Source organism: Anoxybacillus eryuanensis (genome assembly GCF_051200995.1).
GTDB lineage: Bacteria > Bacillota > Bacilli > Bacillales > Anoxybacillaceae > Anoxybacillus > Anoxybacillus tengchongensis.
Genome location: NZ_JBPODS010000001.1, coordinates 23,715 through 40,456, shown reverse-complemented (window position 1 = coordinate 40,456; position 16,742 = coordinate 23,715). Strand labels below are relative to the sequence as shown.

Sequence of the window (16,742 nt, the reverse complement as noted above, 5' to 3'; positions counted from 1 at the left end):
CGATTTGGCCATTTTACCGATTGTAACATATCCTGCACCAATTTTAGAAACCGCTTGTCAGCCAGTCACCGTATTTGACCGAAAATTGACGAAGCTATTAAACGACATGTACGATACGATGCTTGCGGCCGATGGGGTCGGTTTAGCCGCCCCACAAATCGGCATCGCTCAACAAATTGCGATTGTTGACATTGGCGACCGCCATGGGCGCATTGAATTCATTAATCCAGTCATCGTCGAACAGGGCGGCGAACAAATCGGACCAGAAGGATGTTTAAGTTTTCCGGGATTATTTGGGGAAGTGAAACGCTTCCAATACGTGAAAGTACGTGCGCAAAATCGCCGCGGTCGCCCGTTCGAAATCGAAGCGACTGGCTTTTTAGCGCGTGCGTTACAACATGAGATCGACCATTTACGTGGCATATTGTTTACGTCAAAAGTGATTCGTTATTATGAAGAAGGAGAGTTCGAACAATGAACATTGTGTTTATGGGAACACCTGATTTTGCCGTTCCAATTTTAGAACAACTAATAAAAGACGGCTATAACGTCGTCGGCGTCGTGACGCAACCAGATAAACCGAAAGGACGAAAACAACAATTAACCCCACCACCTGTCAAAGTGACAGCTGAATCGTACGGCATTCCGGTACTACAACCGACGAAAATTCGTGAGAAAGAACAATACGAGGAAGTAATCGCTCTACAGCCTGATTTGATTGTGACCGCTGCATTCGGACAAATTTTACCGAAACCGCTCTTAGAAGCACCAAAGTATGGCTGTATAAATGTTCACGCGTCACTTTTGCCGGAATTGCGAGGAGGTGCTCCAATTCATTACGCCATTTTACAAGGAAAAAAGAAAACGGGTATTACAATTATGTACATGGTTGAAAAGCTAGATGCAGGTGATATATTAACGCAAGTAGAAGTGCCAATTGATGAGCGCGATACAGTCGGAACGTTGCATGATAAACTTAGTCAAGCAGGTGCAACTCTACTTTCTGAGACGCTTCCGAAACTGTTTCGAGGCGACATCACGCCGATCAAGCAAGATGATGAACATGCGACATTTGCGTACAACATTAAGCCTGAACAAGAACGAATCGATTGGACGAAAACAGGTGAAGACATTTACAACCATATTCGCGGCATGAATCCGTGGCCTGTTGCCTATACGACATATGGCGATGAGCGTTGGAAAATTTGGTGGGGAGAAAAAGTACAATCTTCTTCACAAGCGAAGCCGGGTACGATTGTCGCCGTTGAGCAAGATGGCATCATCGTTGCAACCGGCAATGAGACAGCGATAAAAATTACGGAACTGCAGCCAGCCGGAAAACGAAAGATGAGCGCCACCGACTTTTTGCGTGGCACGACGATTTCAATTGGGATAGTATTAGGAGGGGCGAATGAGTAAACAAAACGTGCGCCAATTGGCGCTACATGTGTTAGAGGACATTGAAAAAAAACGAGCATATAGCAACTTGTCGTTACATCACGTCATTGAAACGAACGAATTATCCGCTCAAGACGTGGCACTGTTAACAGAATTAGTATACGGAACGATTCAGCGTCGCGATACGCTCGATTACTATTTACAGCCGTTTATCAAAGGAAAAATCGAACCGTGGGTGCGCATATTGCTTCGCTTGTCGCTTTATCAAATGGTATATTTAGACCGCATCCCTGATCGTGCGGTATTATTTGAAGCGGTGGAAATTGCGAAACGTCGTGGCCATCGCGGTATTGCTTCGCTCGTAAACGGCATATTACGTTCCGTTCAGCGCCAAGGGTTGCGATCGTTCGATGAAATGAAAGACGAGAGTGAACGTTTAGCAATCGCAACGAGCCATCCGCTTTGGCTTGTGCGGCGTTGGATTGAACAGTTCGGCTTCGATGAGACGAAACGGATGTGTGAAGTGAACAACTTACCGCCTGAACAAACGGCACGAGTGAACGTCATGCGCACAACCGTTGAAGAAGTGATCGCTCGCCTAAAAGAAGAAGGAGTTGAAGCCGTTCCTTCTTCGGTTGTGCCGATTGGAATCAAAATCATAAAAGGAAATGCAGCGAAAACGAGCGTGTTTCAAGAAGGGCTCATTACGATTCAAGATGAAAGCTCAATGCTTGTTGCTTACGCCCTTTCTCCGACGGAAACAGACGTCGTGTTAGACTGTTGCGCGGCTCCAGGCGGAAAGACGACACATATGGCAGAACGAATGAACAATAAAGGTCGTGTCGTTGCATTAGATATTCACGATCATAAAGTAAAACTCATTGAACAGCAGGCAAAGCGTTTAGGCTTGTCGAATATAGAAGCGAAACAGCTCGATAGCCGTCAAGCGCATACGCAATTTGTCGCTGAAACGTTTGATCGCATATTAGTTGATGCCCCTTGTTCAGGACTTGGCGTCATTCGTCGGAAGCCGGAAATTAAATATGCGAAAAGCGAAACAGATATTGCACAACTTGCAAACGTTCAACTAAATATTTTACGAGCCGTTGCCCCGCTTTTAAAACGTGGCGGAACGCTTGTATATAGCACATGTACCGTTGATCGCGAAGAAAATGAGCAAGTCATCGCTCAGTTTTTAGATGAACATCCCGAATATGATTGCGACGAAACGCTTGCTTCACGCCTGCCATCTTCAGTTGCATCGTATGTTCATGACGGTATGTTGCAATTGCTTCCACATTACGTATTTAGCGATGGATTTTTTATCGCAACATTGAAAAAGAAAGGTGACATAATATGAAACCATCCATTTACTCCCTGCGTTTAGAAGACTTACAAAGTTGGGTGGAACAGCAAGGAGAAAAGCCGTTTCGCGCCACACAAATTTTTGAATGGCTATATAAAAAACGGGTGACATCGTTTGAAGACATGACGAATATTCCAAAAGCGCTACGCGAGCGGTTAGATGAACATTTTGTCATCACGACATTAAAAACGCTCGTGCAGCAAACATCAAAAGACGGAACAATGAAGTTTTTATTTGAGCTTCATGACGGCTATTCCATTGAAACGGTGCTTATGCGCCATGATTACGGCAATTCGATTTGTGTCACGACTCAAGTCGGTTGCCGAATTGGCTGTACGTTTTGCGCTTCGACATTAGGCGGATTAAAGCGCAATTTACAAGCAGGTGAAATTGTTGCTCAAGTCGTCAAAGTGCAAAAAGCGCTCGATGAAACGAACGAACGCGTAAGTAGCATCGTCGTGATGGGAATAGGTGAACCGTTCGATAACTATGACGAGCTGCTCAAGTTTTTAAAAATTGTTAATCATCCGAAAGGGCTGCATATTGGCGCGCGTCATATTACCGTATCGACAAGCGGTATTATCCCGAAAATTTACCAATTCGCTGATGAAAATATGCAAATTAATTTTGCGATTTCGCTTCATGCACCGAATACGGAATTGCGCTCGAAACTGATGCCGATTAACCGCGCTTATAAATTGCCGGAATTAATGGAAGCGGTGCGCTATTACATTGAAAAAACCGGGAGACGCGTCACATTTGAATATGGTTTATTTGGCGGTGTGAACGATCAAATTGAACATGCAGAAGAGCTTGCGGAACTGATTAAAGGATTAAAATGCCATGTCAATTTAATTCCAGTCAACTACGTACCTGAACGCAACTATGTTCGTACGCCGCGTGAACAAATTTTTGCGTTTGAAAAAACGTTAAAAAAACACGGCATTAACGTCACGATTCGTCGTGAACAAGGGCATGATATTGATGCAGCATGCGGACAACTGCGTGCAAAAGAAAGAAAAGAAGAAACGAAAGCGTAAACGGGACAGCAGAAGGGAGGAAGCGATACTCGCGTGAGTATCGTGCATGTATGAAGGCGGTGTTTCAAACGGATGTCGGTAAAATTAGGTCGCATAATGAAGATAACGGCGGTGTTTTTATCAATAAAGCAGGCAACTATTTAGCCGTTGTCGCTGACGGGATGGGTGGTCATCTGGCTGGCGATGTGGCGAGTGAAATGACGATGACACAATTAAAACAATTTTGGGAAGAAACAGATGAAATGACATCGCCACAACAAGCGGAAACGTGGCTAAAAGAACATGTCATGAAAGTAAACGAATCGCTCTTTCATCACTCCCAAACGAACGATCATTGTCAAGGAATGGGGACGACCGTTGTTGCTGCTATTTGTACAAACCAGTTTGCGACGATCGGGCACATTGGTGATAGTCGTTGCTATTTGTTAAATACAAATGGTTTTCAACAAATGACGGAAGACCATTCTCTTGTTAATGAGCTAGTGAAAAGCGGGCAACTATCGAAAGAAGATGCAGAATATCATCCGCGTAAACATGTGCTATTGCGTGCGCTCGGAACAGAACAGACGATTCAGCTAGACGTGAAAACAGTGACTGTCGAAGAAGGAGATATGTTATTGCTTTGTTCTGACGGACTTTCTAATAAAGTATCGGAATCGACGATGGTCGACATATTGACATCTGATCGCTCGCTTGAAGAAAAAGCGCAGGCGCTCATTGATGTCGCAAATGAGCACGGTGGGGAAGATAATATTACGTTAGCGATCGTACAATTTGCAGATGTGGATGAAAGTAGGTGATCGCTCGTGCTCATCGGCAAACGATTAAACGGTCGCTATAAAATTTTGCAACTCATTGGTGGCGGTGGCATGGCGAACGTTTATTTAGCTAGAGATATCATTTTGGATCGCGACGTTGCTGTAAAAGTGTTACGTTTAGATTTTGCAAACGATGAATTATTTATTAAACGTTTTCGCCGCGAAGCACAAGCCGCAACAAGTTTAAACCATGAAAATATTGTAACGATTTACGATGTCGGAGAAGATGACGGTATTTATTACATGGTCATGGAATATGTGCGTGGATGTACGTTAAAACAATATATTCAGCAACATGCTCCCCTCCCTGTGCAAGAAGTGTTGCGCATGATGGATCAATTAACAGGAGCAGTGGCTCACGCCCATCAAAACGGGGTCATTCATCGTGACATCAAGCCACAAAATATTTTAGTGGCAGAAGACGGAACATTAAAAATCACAGACTTTGGAATTGCGATTGCTTTAAGTTCGACGACAATTACCCAGACAAATTCCGTTTTAGGCTCTGTTCATTATTTATCGCCTGAACAAGCAAAAGGTGGCATGGCGACAGAAAAATCGGATATTTATTCGCTCGGTATCGTCATGTTTGAACTATTAACAGGCCAATTGCCGTTCTCTGGCGAATCTGCTGTGGCGATTGTATTGAAACATTTGCAAACAGAAACACCGTCTGTGCGACGATGGAATCCGAATATTCCGCAAAGTGTAGAAAACATTGTGTTAAAAGCAACAGCAAAAAATTTGTTGCATCGCTACAATAGCGCATTAGACATGCAACAACATATTCGTACCGCTCTTTCACCGGAGCGTATGAACGAAGCGAAGTTTACGTTACCTATAGAAGACGATGATGAAGAGACGAAAATTATTCCAATTGTCAAATCGGCCGCTTCTCCACCACAAGAAAGACAAGAAGACGTTTCTCCAAAGAAGAAGCGCTCGAAAAAGTGGCTTGTTGCATGGACGGTGTTTCTTTTGTTGTTCATCGGTGTTGGGGTGAGTGCGGTCACATGGCTTCCAGATTTATTTTTTCCAAAAGATGTGACTGTGCCTGATGTAACGAATGAAAATTATGATGAGGCGATCACACAATTAACGTCGTTAGGCTTGAAAATTGAAAAGACGGTTGAAGAAGAACATGATGATATTGCAGAAGGTTACGTCATTCGTACAAATCCACAGGCTGGAAAAGTCGTAAAAGTAGGTACGGCGGTGACAATTTACAAGAGCATAGGAAAGAAAAAAGTTGAGTTCAAAAATTATGTTGGTGAGCAAATCGCTGATATCGAGCCACAATTGCGAGCGGAAAAATATTTGCTTATTGATAAAAAGGAAGTGTATAGCGACGAACCTGCAGGAACGATCATTGAGCAATTTCCGCTTCCAGGTGAAAAAGTGGTGCCAGAAGAAACAGAAGTGCGTTTCACAGTAAGCCTTGGGCAAGAAAAAATTATTTTAAAAGACTTAACAGGATACACGGAAAAAAGTGTGCGCGATTATGCAGCAGACCAACAATTGTACGTCATCGTCAAACAGCAATATTCTGATACAGTCGAAAAAGGGCTCGTTATTTCTCAAACGCCACAAGCGAATGCAAGATTGGAAAAAGGGGCGACTGTTACGGTCGTTATTTCCCTTGGAAAAGAGCCGGTGCAAACAAAGAAAGTCGTTCAAGAAATTGACATTCCGTATGAACCGCCTGTTGATGTGAATGAACCAGTCATGGCAGAATTATATATTGAAGATGAAAACCATTCATTTGCTCAACCGTACAAACGTTATCGCCTAACAAATGATGTAAAAGAACGTGTTGAATTTGTCATTCAACAAGGGAAACAAGGAAGATATCGCGTCGTTGTCAATGGCACGACAGTACGTGAAGGTATCGTCCCGTATCCAACAACACCTTAAAGGAGGAAGGTATGGCAGAAGGAAAAATTATTAAAGCGCTAAGCGGTTTTTATTACGTATTAAGTGACGGTCAAGTATATCAATGTCGTGGTCGTGGAGTGTTTCGGAAGCGGAAAGTGACGCCGCTTGTCGGCGACTACGTTTCTTTTCAGGCGGAAAATGAGCGAGAAGGCTACATATTAGATGTATTTGAGCGGAAAAATGAACTTGTTCGCCCGCCAATCGCAAATATCGATCAAGCGATCTTAGTGTTTTCAGCCGCCGAGCCAGATTTCAGCCCCGGACTACTTGATCGATTTCTCGTATTCATTGAAGCAAAACACATTCGCCCCGTTATTGTTGTAAGCAAAATGGATTTAGTCGATGATGAAACAAAGCCGCACATCGAACAATATATTCGCGATTACCGTCAAATTGGATATGATGTGTTAGAAGTGTCAGTCAAAACGCTTGCGGGCGTTGAGGCGTTATTGCCGTACTTTGCAGGAAAAGTGTCCGTATTTGCGGGGCAGTCGGGCGTTGGGAAGTCGTCTTTACTCAATGCGTTACGTCCGGACTTACAGTTAAAAACAGGGGACATTTCCCATCATCTTGGACGAGGAAAACATACGACAAGGCATGTTGAGTTAATTGAAATCGGGGGCGGTTTTGTTGCAGATACGCCGGGATTTAGTGCGCTAGAATTCGATGAGATCGAACTCGAACAATTGCCGCTTTGTTTTCCAGAGTTTGTATCTAGAAGCGCTGATTGTAAGTTTCGTGGTTGTACGCATACAGCCGAGCCAAAATGTGCGGTGAAAGAGGCGTTAGCATCGGGAGACATTCCTTCTTATCGTTACGAACATTACGTGAGCTTTATCGAGGAAATAAAAGAACGAAAGCCGAGGTATTAAGCATGGTTAAAATTGCACCATCCATTTTATCTGCCAATTTTGCTAAACTTGGCGAAGAAATTATCGATGTAGAGCGTGGGGGAGCGGATTATATTCACGTCGATGTCATGGACGGGCATTTCGTCCCGAATATTACCATCGGACCGCTCATCGTCGAGGCGATTCGTCCTGTGACGACATTGCCGCTTGACGTTCATTTAATGATCGAACAACCTGACCGTTATATCCCGACGTTTGCGAAAGCAGGAGCAGACTATTTAACCGTACACGTTGAAGCGTGTCCGCATTTACATCGCACGATCCACCTTATTAAAGAACATGGTGTGAAAGCAGGAGTAGCGTTAAATCCGCATACGCCGATTTCGATGATTGAACATTTGATTGAAGACCTTGACCTCGTTTTATTTATGACGGTCAACCCAGGCTTTGGCGGACAATCGTTTATTCCAGCAGTACTTCCAAAAATTCAAGCATTCTCAACACTCGTTCGCGAGCGTGGAATTTCTGTTGAAATTGAAGTCGACGGCGGCATTCACGCTGAAACCGCAAAACTTTGTGTCGAAGCCGGAGCGAACGTTCTCGTTGCAGGATCAGCCATTTATAATCAAAAAGATCGTGCCAAAGCAATTCGCGCTATTCGCGAGGGTGTGTCATCTTGACACATCCTTCTTTCTTAGGAGGGGAGCCAATTGATTATTCATCTTGTAGCAGGAGGGCCGACAAGCTTCTTACCTCATTTGCAAGCTTATGACGGAGAAGACGTATGTTGGATAGGAGTAGATCGTGGCGTTTTAGCGCTACTTGATGCGGGAATCATGCCAAAACGAGCGTTTGGCGATTTTGACTCCATGGATGAACGAGAGTTACAACAATTGAAAAAAAAATTACCTCACATCGACATATGGCCATCTGAAAAAGATCAAACGGATACAGACATTGCACTTGATTGGGCGCTTGAACAACAAGCGACAAAAATTCGCGTGTTTGGAGGAACAGGTGGGCGACTTGATCATTTATTCGGAAACGTCCAGCTTTTGTTTAAAGGAAAAGATGGACAAATTGAATTAATTGATCGTCAAAATGTCGTTACACTTTATCGAAACGGCGAACATATCGTTGAAAATGAAGGCGACTATTCGTATATTTCCTTTATCCCCATGACCCCGATTCGTGCTTTAACGCTTCGGGGATTTAAATATTCGCTCGATGCGCACGATATACCGCTCGGATCAACATTATGCGTAAGCAACGAACTCATCCATCATTTTGGTACTTTTTCGTTCACTGAAGGCATATTAATGATGATAAGAAGCAAGGATGAAAAATAACGCTTCGAGGTACGATTTGTGCGGAGATGAATATATTAGTAGAAGAGTGTGCACTGTAGGGGAGGGAATCATAGTGAAATTTTATACGATTAAGTTGCCGAAATTTTTAGGTGGAATTGTGCGAGCAATGTTAAATTCGTTCAAAAAAGGATAAAAAGCACCAAATGATTGGTGCTTTTTTCTATTACACACGTTCTACTTTTCCGGATTTTAATGCGCGAGCAGAAACCCAAACGCGCTTTGGCTTTCCGTCAACTAAAATGCGAACTTTTTGAAGGTTTGCTTTCCATGTGCGGCGGCTCGCATTCATTGCGTGAGAACGAGCGTTTCCGAATGATTTTTTCTTACCAGTCACAAAGCATTTTGCCATTTTGTTTCCCTCCTCACTTGCCAAACTACGTGCTCAAAACACTACTATAATTTATCATACATAAAAACGGATTGCAATACTTCCGACATACTCTTTCAAGAAAATAACCTTGACATCTGTTTTCTATTTCGGGTAAATATACTATGGGTAGGAACTTTTAAAAATAAGCCGAGTATAGTACAATGGCGTTAGCTACCTAACAAGAAAGGGGACTTGAGCGATGTCCATTGAATTACAAACGAAATATGGTCGTGTTGAAATTAGCAACGATGTCATTGCAGCAATTGCTGGAGGAGCCGCGGTCGATTGTTACGGCATTGTCGGCATGGCATCAAAAAATCAATTGAAAGATGGGATTGCTGAAATTTTACGTCGTGAAAATTTCGCAAAAGGTATTGTTGTTCGCCAAGAAAACGATGAAGTGCACATCGATTTATACGTCATCGTTAGCTACGGTACGAAAATTTCTGAAGTTGCCCATAACGTACAAACGAAAGTGAAGTATACGTTAGATCAAACGTTAGGTTTATCTGTTCATTCGATTAACATCTATGTTCAAGGGGTTCGTGTCACGAATCCGTAGTGAGGAGGAACTAGTCTGTGACAATGACAACATTAGATGGGAAACGCTTTGCACAAATGGTGTTGCAAGGCGCGACACATTTAGCGAACAATGCAAAAACAGTAGATGCATTAAACGTGTTTCCCGTTCCAGATGGGGATACAGGAACGAATATGAATTTGTCGATGACATCTGGTGCGAAAGAAGTAAAAAATCACGTATCTGACCATATCGGAAAAGTGGCAAGTGCACTAGCGAAAGGGTTGTTAATGGGCGCGCGCGGAAATTCAGGCGTCATTTTATCACAATTATTCCGTGGATTTGCGAAAGCAATTGAACAAAAAAGCGAAATTAACAGCAAAGAGTTTGCGGCAGCGCTTGAAGCGGGCGTACAAACGGCATATAAAGCGGTGATGAAGCCGGTTGAAGGAACGATTTTAACGGTTGCAAAAGACGCAGCAAAGCGCGCAGTAGCTGTGGCGAAAAAAGAAACGGATATCGTCGTTGTGATGACGGAAGTGCTGAAAGAAGCAAAAGCATCGCTGAAGCGGACGCCTGATTTGCTTCCTGTCTTAAAAGAAGTAGGTGTCGTTGACAGCGGTGGACAAGGCCTCGTATTTGTATATGAAGGATTTTTAGCTGCTTTAAAAGGTGAAACGATTGCAGAAACAGAAGCGTTGTCAATGGAACAGCTCGTCCGCACAGAACATCATCGCAACGTTCAAAGCCATCTGAGTGCAGATGACATCGAATTTGGATATTGTACAGAATTTATGGTGAAATTTGAGCAAGATAAAGTAGCGAAACATCCGTTCCATGAAGATGCATTTCGTCAAGATTTAAGCCGCTTCGGTGATTCGCTCCTTGTCATTGCAGATGACGAATTAGTGAAAGTGCACATTCATGCGGAGCAACCAGGTGAAGTGCTCACATACGCACAACGCTACGGGAGTTTAATTAACATTAAAATCGAAAACATGCGTGAACAGCATGCAAATATCGTTCACCAAGAGATGCAGCCGCCGAAAAAACAAGAGCGCATCCCATACGGCATCGTTGCGGTGGCGATGGGGGATGGCATTGCCGAATTATTTACAAGCATCGGTGCTCATGCGGTCATCGAAGGTGGACAAACGATGAATCCAAGCACAGAAGACATCGTGAAGGCAATTGAGGAAGTAAATGCCCAAACGGTATTTGTTTTGCCAAACAATAAAAATATTATTTTAGCAGCTCAACAAGCTGCTTCTGTCGCTTCATGTGATGTGGTCGTCATTCCATCAAAAACAGTACCACAAGGCATGACTGCTCTGCTTTCCTTTAACCCTTCTGCGACAAAAGAAGACAATGAGAAAGCGATGACGGAGGCGCTTGCTCGCGTAAAAACAGGACAAGTGACGTTTGCTGTACGCGATACAAATATTGATGGTGTCGAAATCGAAAAAGATGATTATATGGGAATTGCCGATGGAAAAATTGTCGTATCCGACAAAGAGCTTACGTATGTCGTTGAAACGTTACTTACACATATGGTTAGCGAGGAAGATGAGATTTTAACGATTCTCTTTGGAGAAGATGCGACAGAAGAACAACTCGCACACGTCGTTCAATTTGTCGAACAACAATTCCCGCATGTCGAAGTAGAAACGCATCAAGGTGGCCAACCGCTATATCCATTTATTTTTGCGATTGAATAAAGCGAGATCGCTATCATTCACATATGATGAAAGAAGGGGAGTGTTCCCCTTCTTTTTCATGAAGATGACAAAGGGGAGAACAAAACGTGAAATATCGCAGTGTATTTGACATTATCGGTCCGATTATGATCGGTCCGTCAAGTTCGCATACGGCAGGAGCGGTACGCATTGGCAAAGTAGCGCGCAATTTATTTGGGAGAAAGCCAGCATGGGCCGATATTTTCTTTTACGGTTCATTCGCTGAGACGTACAAAGGGCACGGGACAGATGTTGCCATCGTCGGCGGTTTATTAAATTTTGATACGTTTGATGAACGAATGAAAACGTCGTTACACATCGCCAAACAAGAAGGTATTCGCATCACGTTTCATGAAGAAGAAGCGATTCCGCCTCACCCAAACACCGCAAAAATTCGTCTCGGCGACGAACAAGGCGAATTAGAGCTTGTCGGCATTTCGATTGGCGGTGGAAAAGTTGAAATTATTGAGCTAAACGGTTTCGAACTAAAGCTTTCTGGTCATCACCCTGCCCTTCTAATTATGCATAACGATCGTTATGGAGCGATCGCAGGGGTCGCTAACGTGTTAGCGAAATATGCTATCAACATCGGTCATATGGAAGTCTCGCGGAAGGAAAAAGGAAAACAAGCGTTAATGACGATTGAAGTCGATCAAAATATTGACGATGCGATTGTCGAACAATTAAAAGCGCTACCACATATTATTGACGTAACAAAAATTGTCGAGTAAGCGCGTCGCAAAGGGGAGATAACGATGTTTCGAAATGTAGCAGAACTTGTGGAACGAGCGGAACGGGAACAAATAAAAATTGCTGAAGTGATGATTCGTCAAGAAATGGAAGTCACTGAGCGCAGTCGAGAGGATATCATTGCGCAAATGGAGAAAAACTTACAAGTGATGGAACAAGCCGTCATACGCGGATTAGCAGGCGTTCGCTCGCATTCCGGGCTAACGGGCGGCGATGCTCCACTCTTGCAACAATATATTGCACGCGGCCAATTTTTATCGGGAGAAACGATTTTAGATGCCGTCAGCAAAGCGATGGCGACGAACGAAGTGAACGCGGCGATGGGAATGATTTGTGCTACCCCGACAGCAGGATCGGCTGGTGTCGTCCCAGGTACGTTATTTGCAGTGAAAGAAAAACTGAAGCCGACGCGTGAACAAATGGTTGAGTTTTTATTTACAGCTGGTGCGTTCGGATTTGTCGTCGCAAACAATGCATCGATTTCTGGGGCGGCAGGAGGTTGTCAAGCGGAAGTCGGTTCAGCAGCAGGCATGGCAGCGGCGGCGCTTGTCGAAATGGCTGGTGGTACACCAAGACAAGCGGCAGAAGCGATGGCGATCGCTTTAAAAAATATGCTTGGGCTCGTCTGTGACCCTGTTGCAGGGTTAGTGGAAGTACCATGTGTGAAACGAAATGCGATCGGAGCAGCAAATGCGATGATTGCTGCTGATATGGCACTTGCTGGGATACAGAGTCGCATTCCGTGCGATGAAGTCATTGAAGCGATGTTCCGCATCGGTCAAACGATGCCTATTGCATTAAAAGAAACAGCACAAGGAGGGTTAGCGGCGACGCCGACCGCTCGTAAATTAGAAGCGAGCATTTTCGGCAAGCCGAATGAGAAACGTGAGTGACGTACTACAACAAACAGTCACAGCGATTAAAGGAATTGGAGAAGAGACGGCGGCTACGCTTTATGAGATGGGAATTCATACAATTGAACAACTGTTATATCATTTCCCTTTTCGTTATGAAGATTATCGCATATGTTCATTAGAAGAGGCAAAGCACGATGAAAAAATAACGATCGTTGGCAAAGTATATAGCGAGCCTGTCCTCACATATTATAGCCGAAAAAAGTCACGCTTAACGTTTCGTGTACTTGTGGACCGGTTTTTAGTAACCGCCGTTTGTTTTAACCAACCGTATTTGAAAAAGAAGCTTGCTTTACACGAAACGGTAACGATCACAGGAAAGTGGGATAAACATCGTCAAACGATTACGGTACAACAGTTACACATCGGGGAAATGAAACAGCAAAAGGAAATCGAACCGGTTTATTCGACGCGTGGCGATGTAACGGTGAAAGGTATGCGACGTTTTATTGCGCTCGCTTTGCAACAATACGGTGATGCGATTGTCGACCCGTTGCCGAACGAGTTGCTACAAACATATCGGCTCATAGCAAAACGTGATGCGATACGAGCTATTCATATGCCGCTTTCGCACGAGCAACTGAAACAAGCGCGGCGTCGTCTCGTTTATGAAGAGTTTTTACTTTTTCAATTAAAAATGCAAGCGTTGAAAAAATATCGTCGCGAACAGTCACCGGGCATTGCGCATCACTTTTCTGATGAGCAGCTTCATACTTTTATTCAGTCGCTTCCTTTTCCGTTAACGAACGCCCAACAGCGCGTTGTGCGTGAAATTGTGCAAGATTTAAAATCACCATACCGCATGAATCGCCTATTACAAGGCGATGTCGGTTCGGGAAAAACAGTCGTTGCTGCTATTGTATTATACGCAGTGTATTTATCAGGGTATCAAGGAGCGTTAATGGTACCGACAGAAATTTTAGCTGAGCAACATGCTGAGTCCCTTTGTTCGCTACTTGCACCGATGGGCATTCGTGTTGAACTGTTGACGAGTTCGGTAAAAGGAAAAAGGCGTAAACAGCTACTCGAACAGCTCGCAGCAGGCGACGTTCACATTGTTGTCGGTACGCACGCGCTCATTCAAGACGATGTCAATTTTGCGAAACTTGGTGTTGTTATCACAGATGAACAACATCGTTTCGGGGTCGAACAGCGACGTATTTTACGTGAAAAAGGCCAATCACCCGATGTATTATTTATGACGGCGACACCTATTCCACGCACGCTTGCGATTACGGCCTTTGGAGAAATGGACGTGTCCGTCATTGATGAAATGCCAAAAGGAAGAAAAAAAATTGAAACATATTGGGTAAAACACGATATGCTTGAACGTGTATTTCAATTTATTGCCAAACAAGTCGATGCGGGTCATCAAGCATACGTCATTTGCCCGCTCATTGAAGAATCAGAAAAGCTTGATGTTCAAAATGCTATTGATGTGCATGCGATGCTGACGCACTATTATAAAGGACGATATCGCATTGGATTGATGCACGGTCGTTTATCTTCAGAAGAAAAAGAAGAAGTGATGCGTGCTTTTAGCACAAACGACATCCATATTTTAGTTTCTACAACGGTTGTTGAGGTCGGCGTAAACGTTCCGAATGCAACGGTCATGGTCATTTATGATGCGGATCGTTTCGGTCTTGCCCAACTTCATCAGTTGCGTGGGCGCGTTGGGCGTGGACAAGCGCAGTCGTACTGTATTTTAGTTGCCGATCCAAAATCAGAAACCGGAAAAGAGCGAATGCGCATTATGACAGAAACAAACGATGGCTTTGTATTGTCTGAAAAAGATTTAGAGCTACGTGGACCGGGCGACTTTTTCGGAACGAAGCAAAGCGGTATGCCCGAGTTTCGCCTTGGCGATCTTGTTCACGACTATCGCATTTTAGAAGTGGCGCGACAAGATGCGGCGCGCCTCATTGCTTCGCCTTCGTTTTGGCGCGATGAAACATATGCGCTACTTCGTGAACATCTACAACAATCGGGCGTTTTAAACGGCGAAAAATTAGATTAAAAGTTGTTGAAATGTCACTTTGGGTGTTATATACTACTATTAGTACCTAGTAATAATTCGGATGGTGGATCGAACATGAGAAGAAATAAACGAGAACGGCAACGATTACTGCAAGCAACGATTGAAGAAAATCCTTTTATTACGGACGAACAGCTTGCCGAAAAATTTTCAGTCAGCATTCAAACGATCCGCCTCGATCGCCTAGAACTATCGATTCCGGAGTTGCGCGAGCGCATTAAACATGTTGCTGAGCGCACATTCGCTGACGAAGTGAAGTCGTTGCCTATTGAAGAAGTCATCGGAGAAATTATTGATATGCAATTGGACGAAAGTGCGATTTCGATTTTTGATGTCAAACAAGAACATGTGTTTAAACGTAATCAAATTGCACGAGGGCATCATTTATTTGCCCAAGCGAATTCGCTCGCTGTAGCAGTTATTAACGATGAACTCGCATTAACGGCAAAGGCAAACATTCGTTTTATGCGCCCTGTCAAAGAAGGTGAGCGCGTCGTCGCCAAAGCAAAAGTGAAAAATTTAAACGAAAACGGGCGCACCGTCGTCGAAGTAAATAGTTACGTAGGACAAGAACTTGTTTTTCAAGGAGAATTTCATATGTATCGCTCAAACGTTGTTAAAAAGGACGGAGAAGAAAGATGAAAATCGCGATCGATGCCATGGGAGGCGATCACGCACCGAAAGAAGTCGTGATCGGTGCACAAAAGGCGATTGAGCATTTTCAAGATATCGAAATTACGCTTGTCGGAAATGAAACCCTCATTCGCCCGTACATAACAAATGATGAACGATTATCCATTATTCATACTGAACAAGTGATTGAAGCAACAGATGAGCCTGTCCGTGCGGTTCGCCGTAAAAAAGAGGCGTCCATGGTATTAATGGCAAACGAAGTAAGTGAAGGACGTGCAGATGCGTGCATTTCTGCGGGAAATACGGGCGCTTTAATGGCTGCAGGGCTGTTTATCGTCGGCCGTATTGATGGCATTGATCGTCCTGCGCTTGCGCCGACGTTGCCAACGATTGATGGAAAAGGATTTGTATTGTTAGATGTTGGAGCAAACGTTGATGCTCGTCCAGAACATTTATTGCAATATGCGCTCATGGGTGCGGCATACGCTGAAAAAGTGCGTGGCATTAGTCGCCCACGCATCGGTTTATTAAATGTCGGAACAGAGGATCAAAAAGGAAATGAATTAGCAAAAAAGGCGTTTCAACTTATACAACAGACGTCGTTAAACTTTGTCGGAAACGTGGAAGCGCGCGATTTATTAGAAGGAGTAGCGGATGTCGTTGTTATTGACGGATTTACCGGCAACGTCGCGCTAAAAACGATCGAAGGAACGGCAATCGCTGTTTTCTCAATGTTAAAATCAGCATTGACAAGCAATGTCGTTAGCAAAATGGCGGCGCTTGCATTGAAGCCACAGCTTATGCAATTGAAGAAAAAAATGGATTATGCAGAATATGGTGGTGCAGCACTGTTCGGTTTACGAGCACCAGTCATTAAAGCACATGGCTCATCCGATGCTCACGCTATTTTTCATGCGGTGCGCCAAGCGCGCGAAATGGTTGCCAATGACGTTGTACAAATGGTGAAACAATCCGTAGCTGAAATAAAACAATAAGAGGTGGC

Annotated in this window: 18 protein-coding genes; 17 read left to right on the top strand and 1 reads right to left on the bottom strand. The window is 43.9% G+C overall.

Annotated elements, in window-relative coordinates:
* Positions 1-4: 4 nt before the first annotated feature.
* From def to spoVM, 10 genes are all read left to right on the top strand, one after another.
* A complete protein-coding gene (gene def, locus HNQ84_RS00220; RefSeq protein WP_435620766.1) occupies positions 5-478 on the top strand; it encodes a peptide deformylase in 474 nt (157 codons plus the stop codon).
* Positions 475-1,419: a methionyl-tRNA formyltransferase gene (gene fmt, locus HNQ84_RS00215; protein WP_435620765.1), complete on the top strand. Its 945-nt coding sequence runs from the start codon at positions 475-477 to the stop codon at positions 1,417-1,419. The genes def and fmt overlap by 4 nt, the downstream gene beginning before the upstream one ends.
* Positions 1,412-2,758 carry a 16S rRNA (cytosine(967)-C(5))-methyltransferase RsmB gene (gene rsmB / locus HNQ84_RS00210; RefSeq protein WP_435620764.1) on the top strand — a complete coding sequence of 449 codons (1,347 nt, stop codon included), beginning with the start codon at positions 1,412-1,414 and terminating at the stop codon, positions 2,756-2,758. Before fmt ends, rsmB begins: the two co-directional genes overlap by 8 nt.
* A complete protein-coding gene (rlmN, locus tag HNQ84_RS00205; RefSeq protein WP_055441181.1) occupies positions 2,755-3,804 on the top strand; it encodes a dual-specificity RNA methyltransferase RlmN in 1,050 nt (349 codons plus the stop codon). Before rsmB ends, rlmN begins: the two co-directional genes overlap by 4 nt.
* A gap of 50 nt (positions 3,805-3,854) precedes the next feature.
* Positions 3,855-4,604 (top strand): Stp1/IreP family PP2C-type Ser/Thr phosphatase, encoded by a 750-nt coding sequence (locus tag HNQ84_RS00200; protein ID WP_435620763.1) that lies wholly within the window; start codon positions 3,855-3,857, stop codon positions 4,602-4,604.
* Positions 4,605-4,610: 6 nt separating this feature from the next.
* Positions 4,611-6,536, top strand: a complete 1,926-nt coding sequence (gene pknB / locus HNQ84_RS00195; RefSeq protein WP_435620762.1) for a Stk1 family PASTA domain-containing Ser/Thr kinase — start codon at positions 4,611-4,613, stop codon at positions 6,534-6,536.
* Between the two features lie 11 nt (positions 6,537-6,547).
* Positions 6,548-7,429, top strand: a complete 882-nt coding sequence (gene rsgA, locus HNQ84_RS00190; protein ID WP_435620761.1) for a ribosome small subunit-dependent GTPase A — start codon at positions 6,548-6,550, stop codon at positions 7,427-7,429.
* Positions 7,430-7,431: 2 nt separating this feature from the next.
* Positions 7,432-8,088 carry a ribulose-phosphate 3-epimerase gene (gene rpe / locus HNQ84_RS00185; protein ID WP_435620760.1) on the top strand — a complete coding sequence of 219 codons (657 nt, stop codon included), beginning with the start codon at positions 7,432-7,434 and terminating at the stop codon, positions 8,086-8,088.
* 30 nt (positions 8,089-8,118) lie between these two features.
* Complete coding sequence (locus tag HNQ84_RS00180; protein ID WP_183247097.1) at positions 8,119-8,757, top strand: thiamine diphosphokinase; 639 nt, start codon at positions 8,119-8,121, stop codon at positions 8,755-8,757.
* A 73-nt stretch (positions 8,758-8,830) separates the two neighbouring features.
* Positions 8,831-8,911: a stage V sporulation protein SpoVM gene (gene spoVM, locus HNQ84_RS00175; protein WP_003394991.1), complete on the top strand. Its 81-nt coding sequence runs from the start codon at positions 8,831-8,833 to the stop codon at positions 8,909-8,911.
* Between the two features lie 30 nt (positions 8,912-8,941).
* On the opposite strand, the gene rpmB is transcribed toward spoVM, so the two are convergent.
* Entirely contained in the window at positions 8,942-9,127 is a 186-nt protein-coding gene (rpmB, locus tag HNQ84_RS00170) for a 50S ribosomal protein L28 (RefSeq protein WP_003394988.1), read from the bottom strand.
* Positions 9,128-9,347: 220 nt separating this feature from the next.
* On the opposite strand from rpmB, the gene HNQ84_RS00165 reads away from it, so the two are divergent.
* From HNQ84_RS00165 to plsX, 7 genes are all read left to right on the top strand, one after another.
* Positions 9,348-9,710, top strand: coding sequence for an Asp23/Gls24 family envelope stress response protein (locus tag HNQ84_RS00165; RefSeq protein WP_032099757.1), 363 nt, complete (start codon positions 9,348-9,350; stop codon positions 9,708-9,710).
* Positions 9,711-9,727: 17 nt separating this feature from the next.
* Positions 9,728-11,386, top strand: a complete 1,659-nt coding sequence (locus HNQ84_RS00160; protein ID WP_435620759.1) for a DAK2 domain-containing protein — start codon at positions 9,728-9,730, stop codon at positions 11,384-11,386.
* 86 nt (positions 11,387-11,472) lie between these two features.
* Entirely contained in the window at positions 11,473-12,135 is a 663-nt protein-coding gene (gene sdaAB, locus HNQ84_RS00155; RefSeq protein WP_435620758.1) for an L-serine ammonia-lyase, iron-sulfur-dependent subunit beta, read from the top strand.
* Positions 12,136-12,159: 24 nt separating this feature from the next.
* A complete protein-coding gene (gene sdaAA, locus HNQ84_RS00150; protein ID WP_435620757.1) occupies positions 12,160-13,047 on the top strand; it encodes an L-serine ammonia-lyase, iron-sulfur-dependent, subunit alpha in 888 nt (295 codons plus the stop codon).
* Positions 13,040-15,088 carry an ATP-dependent DNA helicase RecG gene (gene recG, locus HNQ84_RS00145; protein ID WP_435620756.1) on the top strand — a complete coding sequence of 683 codons (2,049 nt, stop codon included), beginning with the start codon at positions 13,040-13,042 and terminating at the stop codon, positions 15,086-15,088. The genes sdaAA and recG overlap by 8 nt, the downstream gene beginning before the upstream one ends.
* Positions 15,089-15,163: 75 nt before the next feature.
* Positions 15,164-15,748 (top strand): transcription factor FapR, encoded by a 585-nt coding sequence (fapR, locus tag HNQ84_RS00140; protein WP_183241609.1) that lies wholly within the window; start codon positions 15,164-15,166, stop codon positions 15,746-15,748.
* A complete protein-coding gene (plsX, locus tag HNQ84_RS00135; RefSeq protein ID WP_435620755.1) occupies positions 15,745-16,734 on the top strand; it encodes a phosphate acyltransferase PlsX in 990 nt (329 codons plus the stop codon). The genes fapR and plsX overlap by 4 nt, the downstream gene beginning before the upstream one ends.
* The last annotated feature ends 8 nt before the right edge of the window (positions 16,735-16,742 follow it).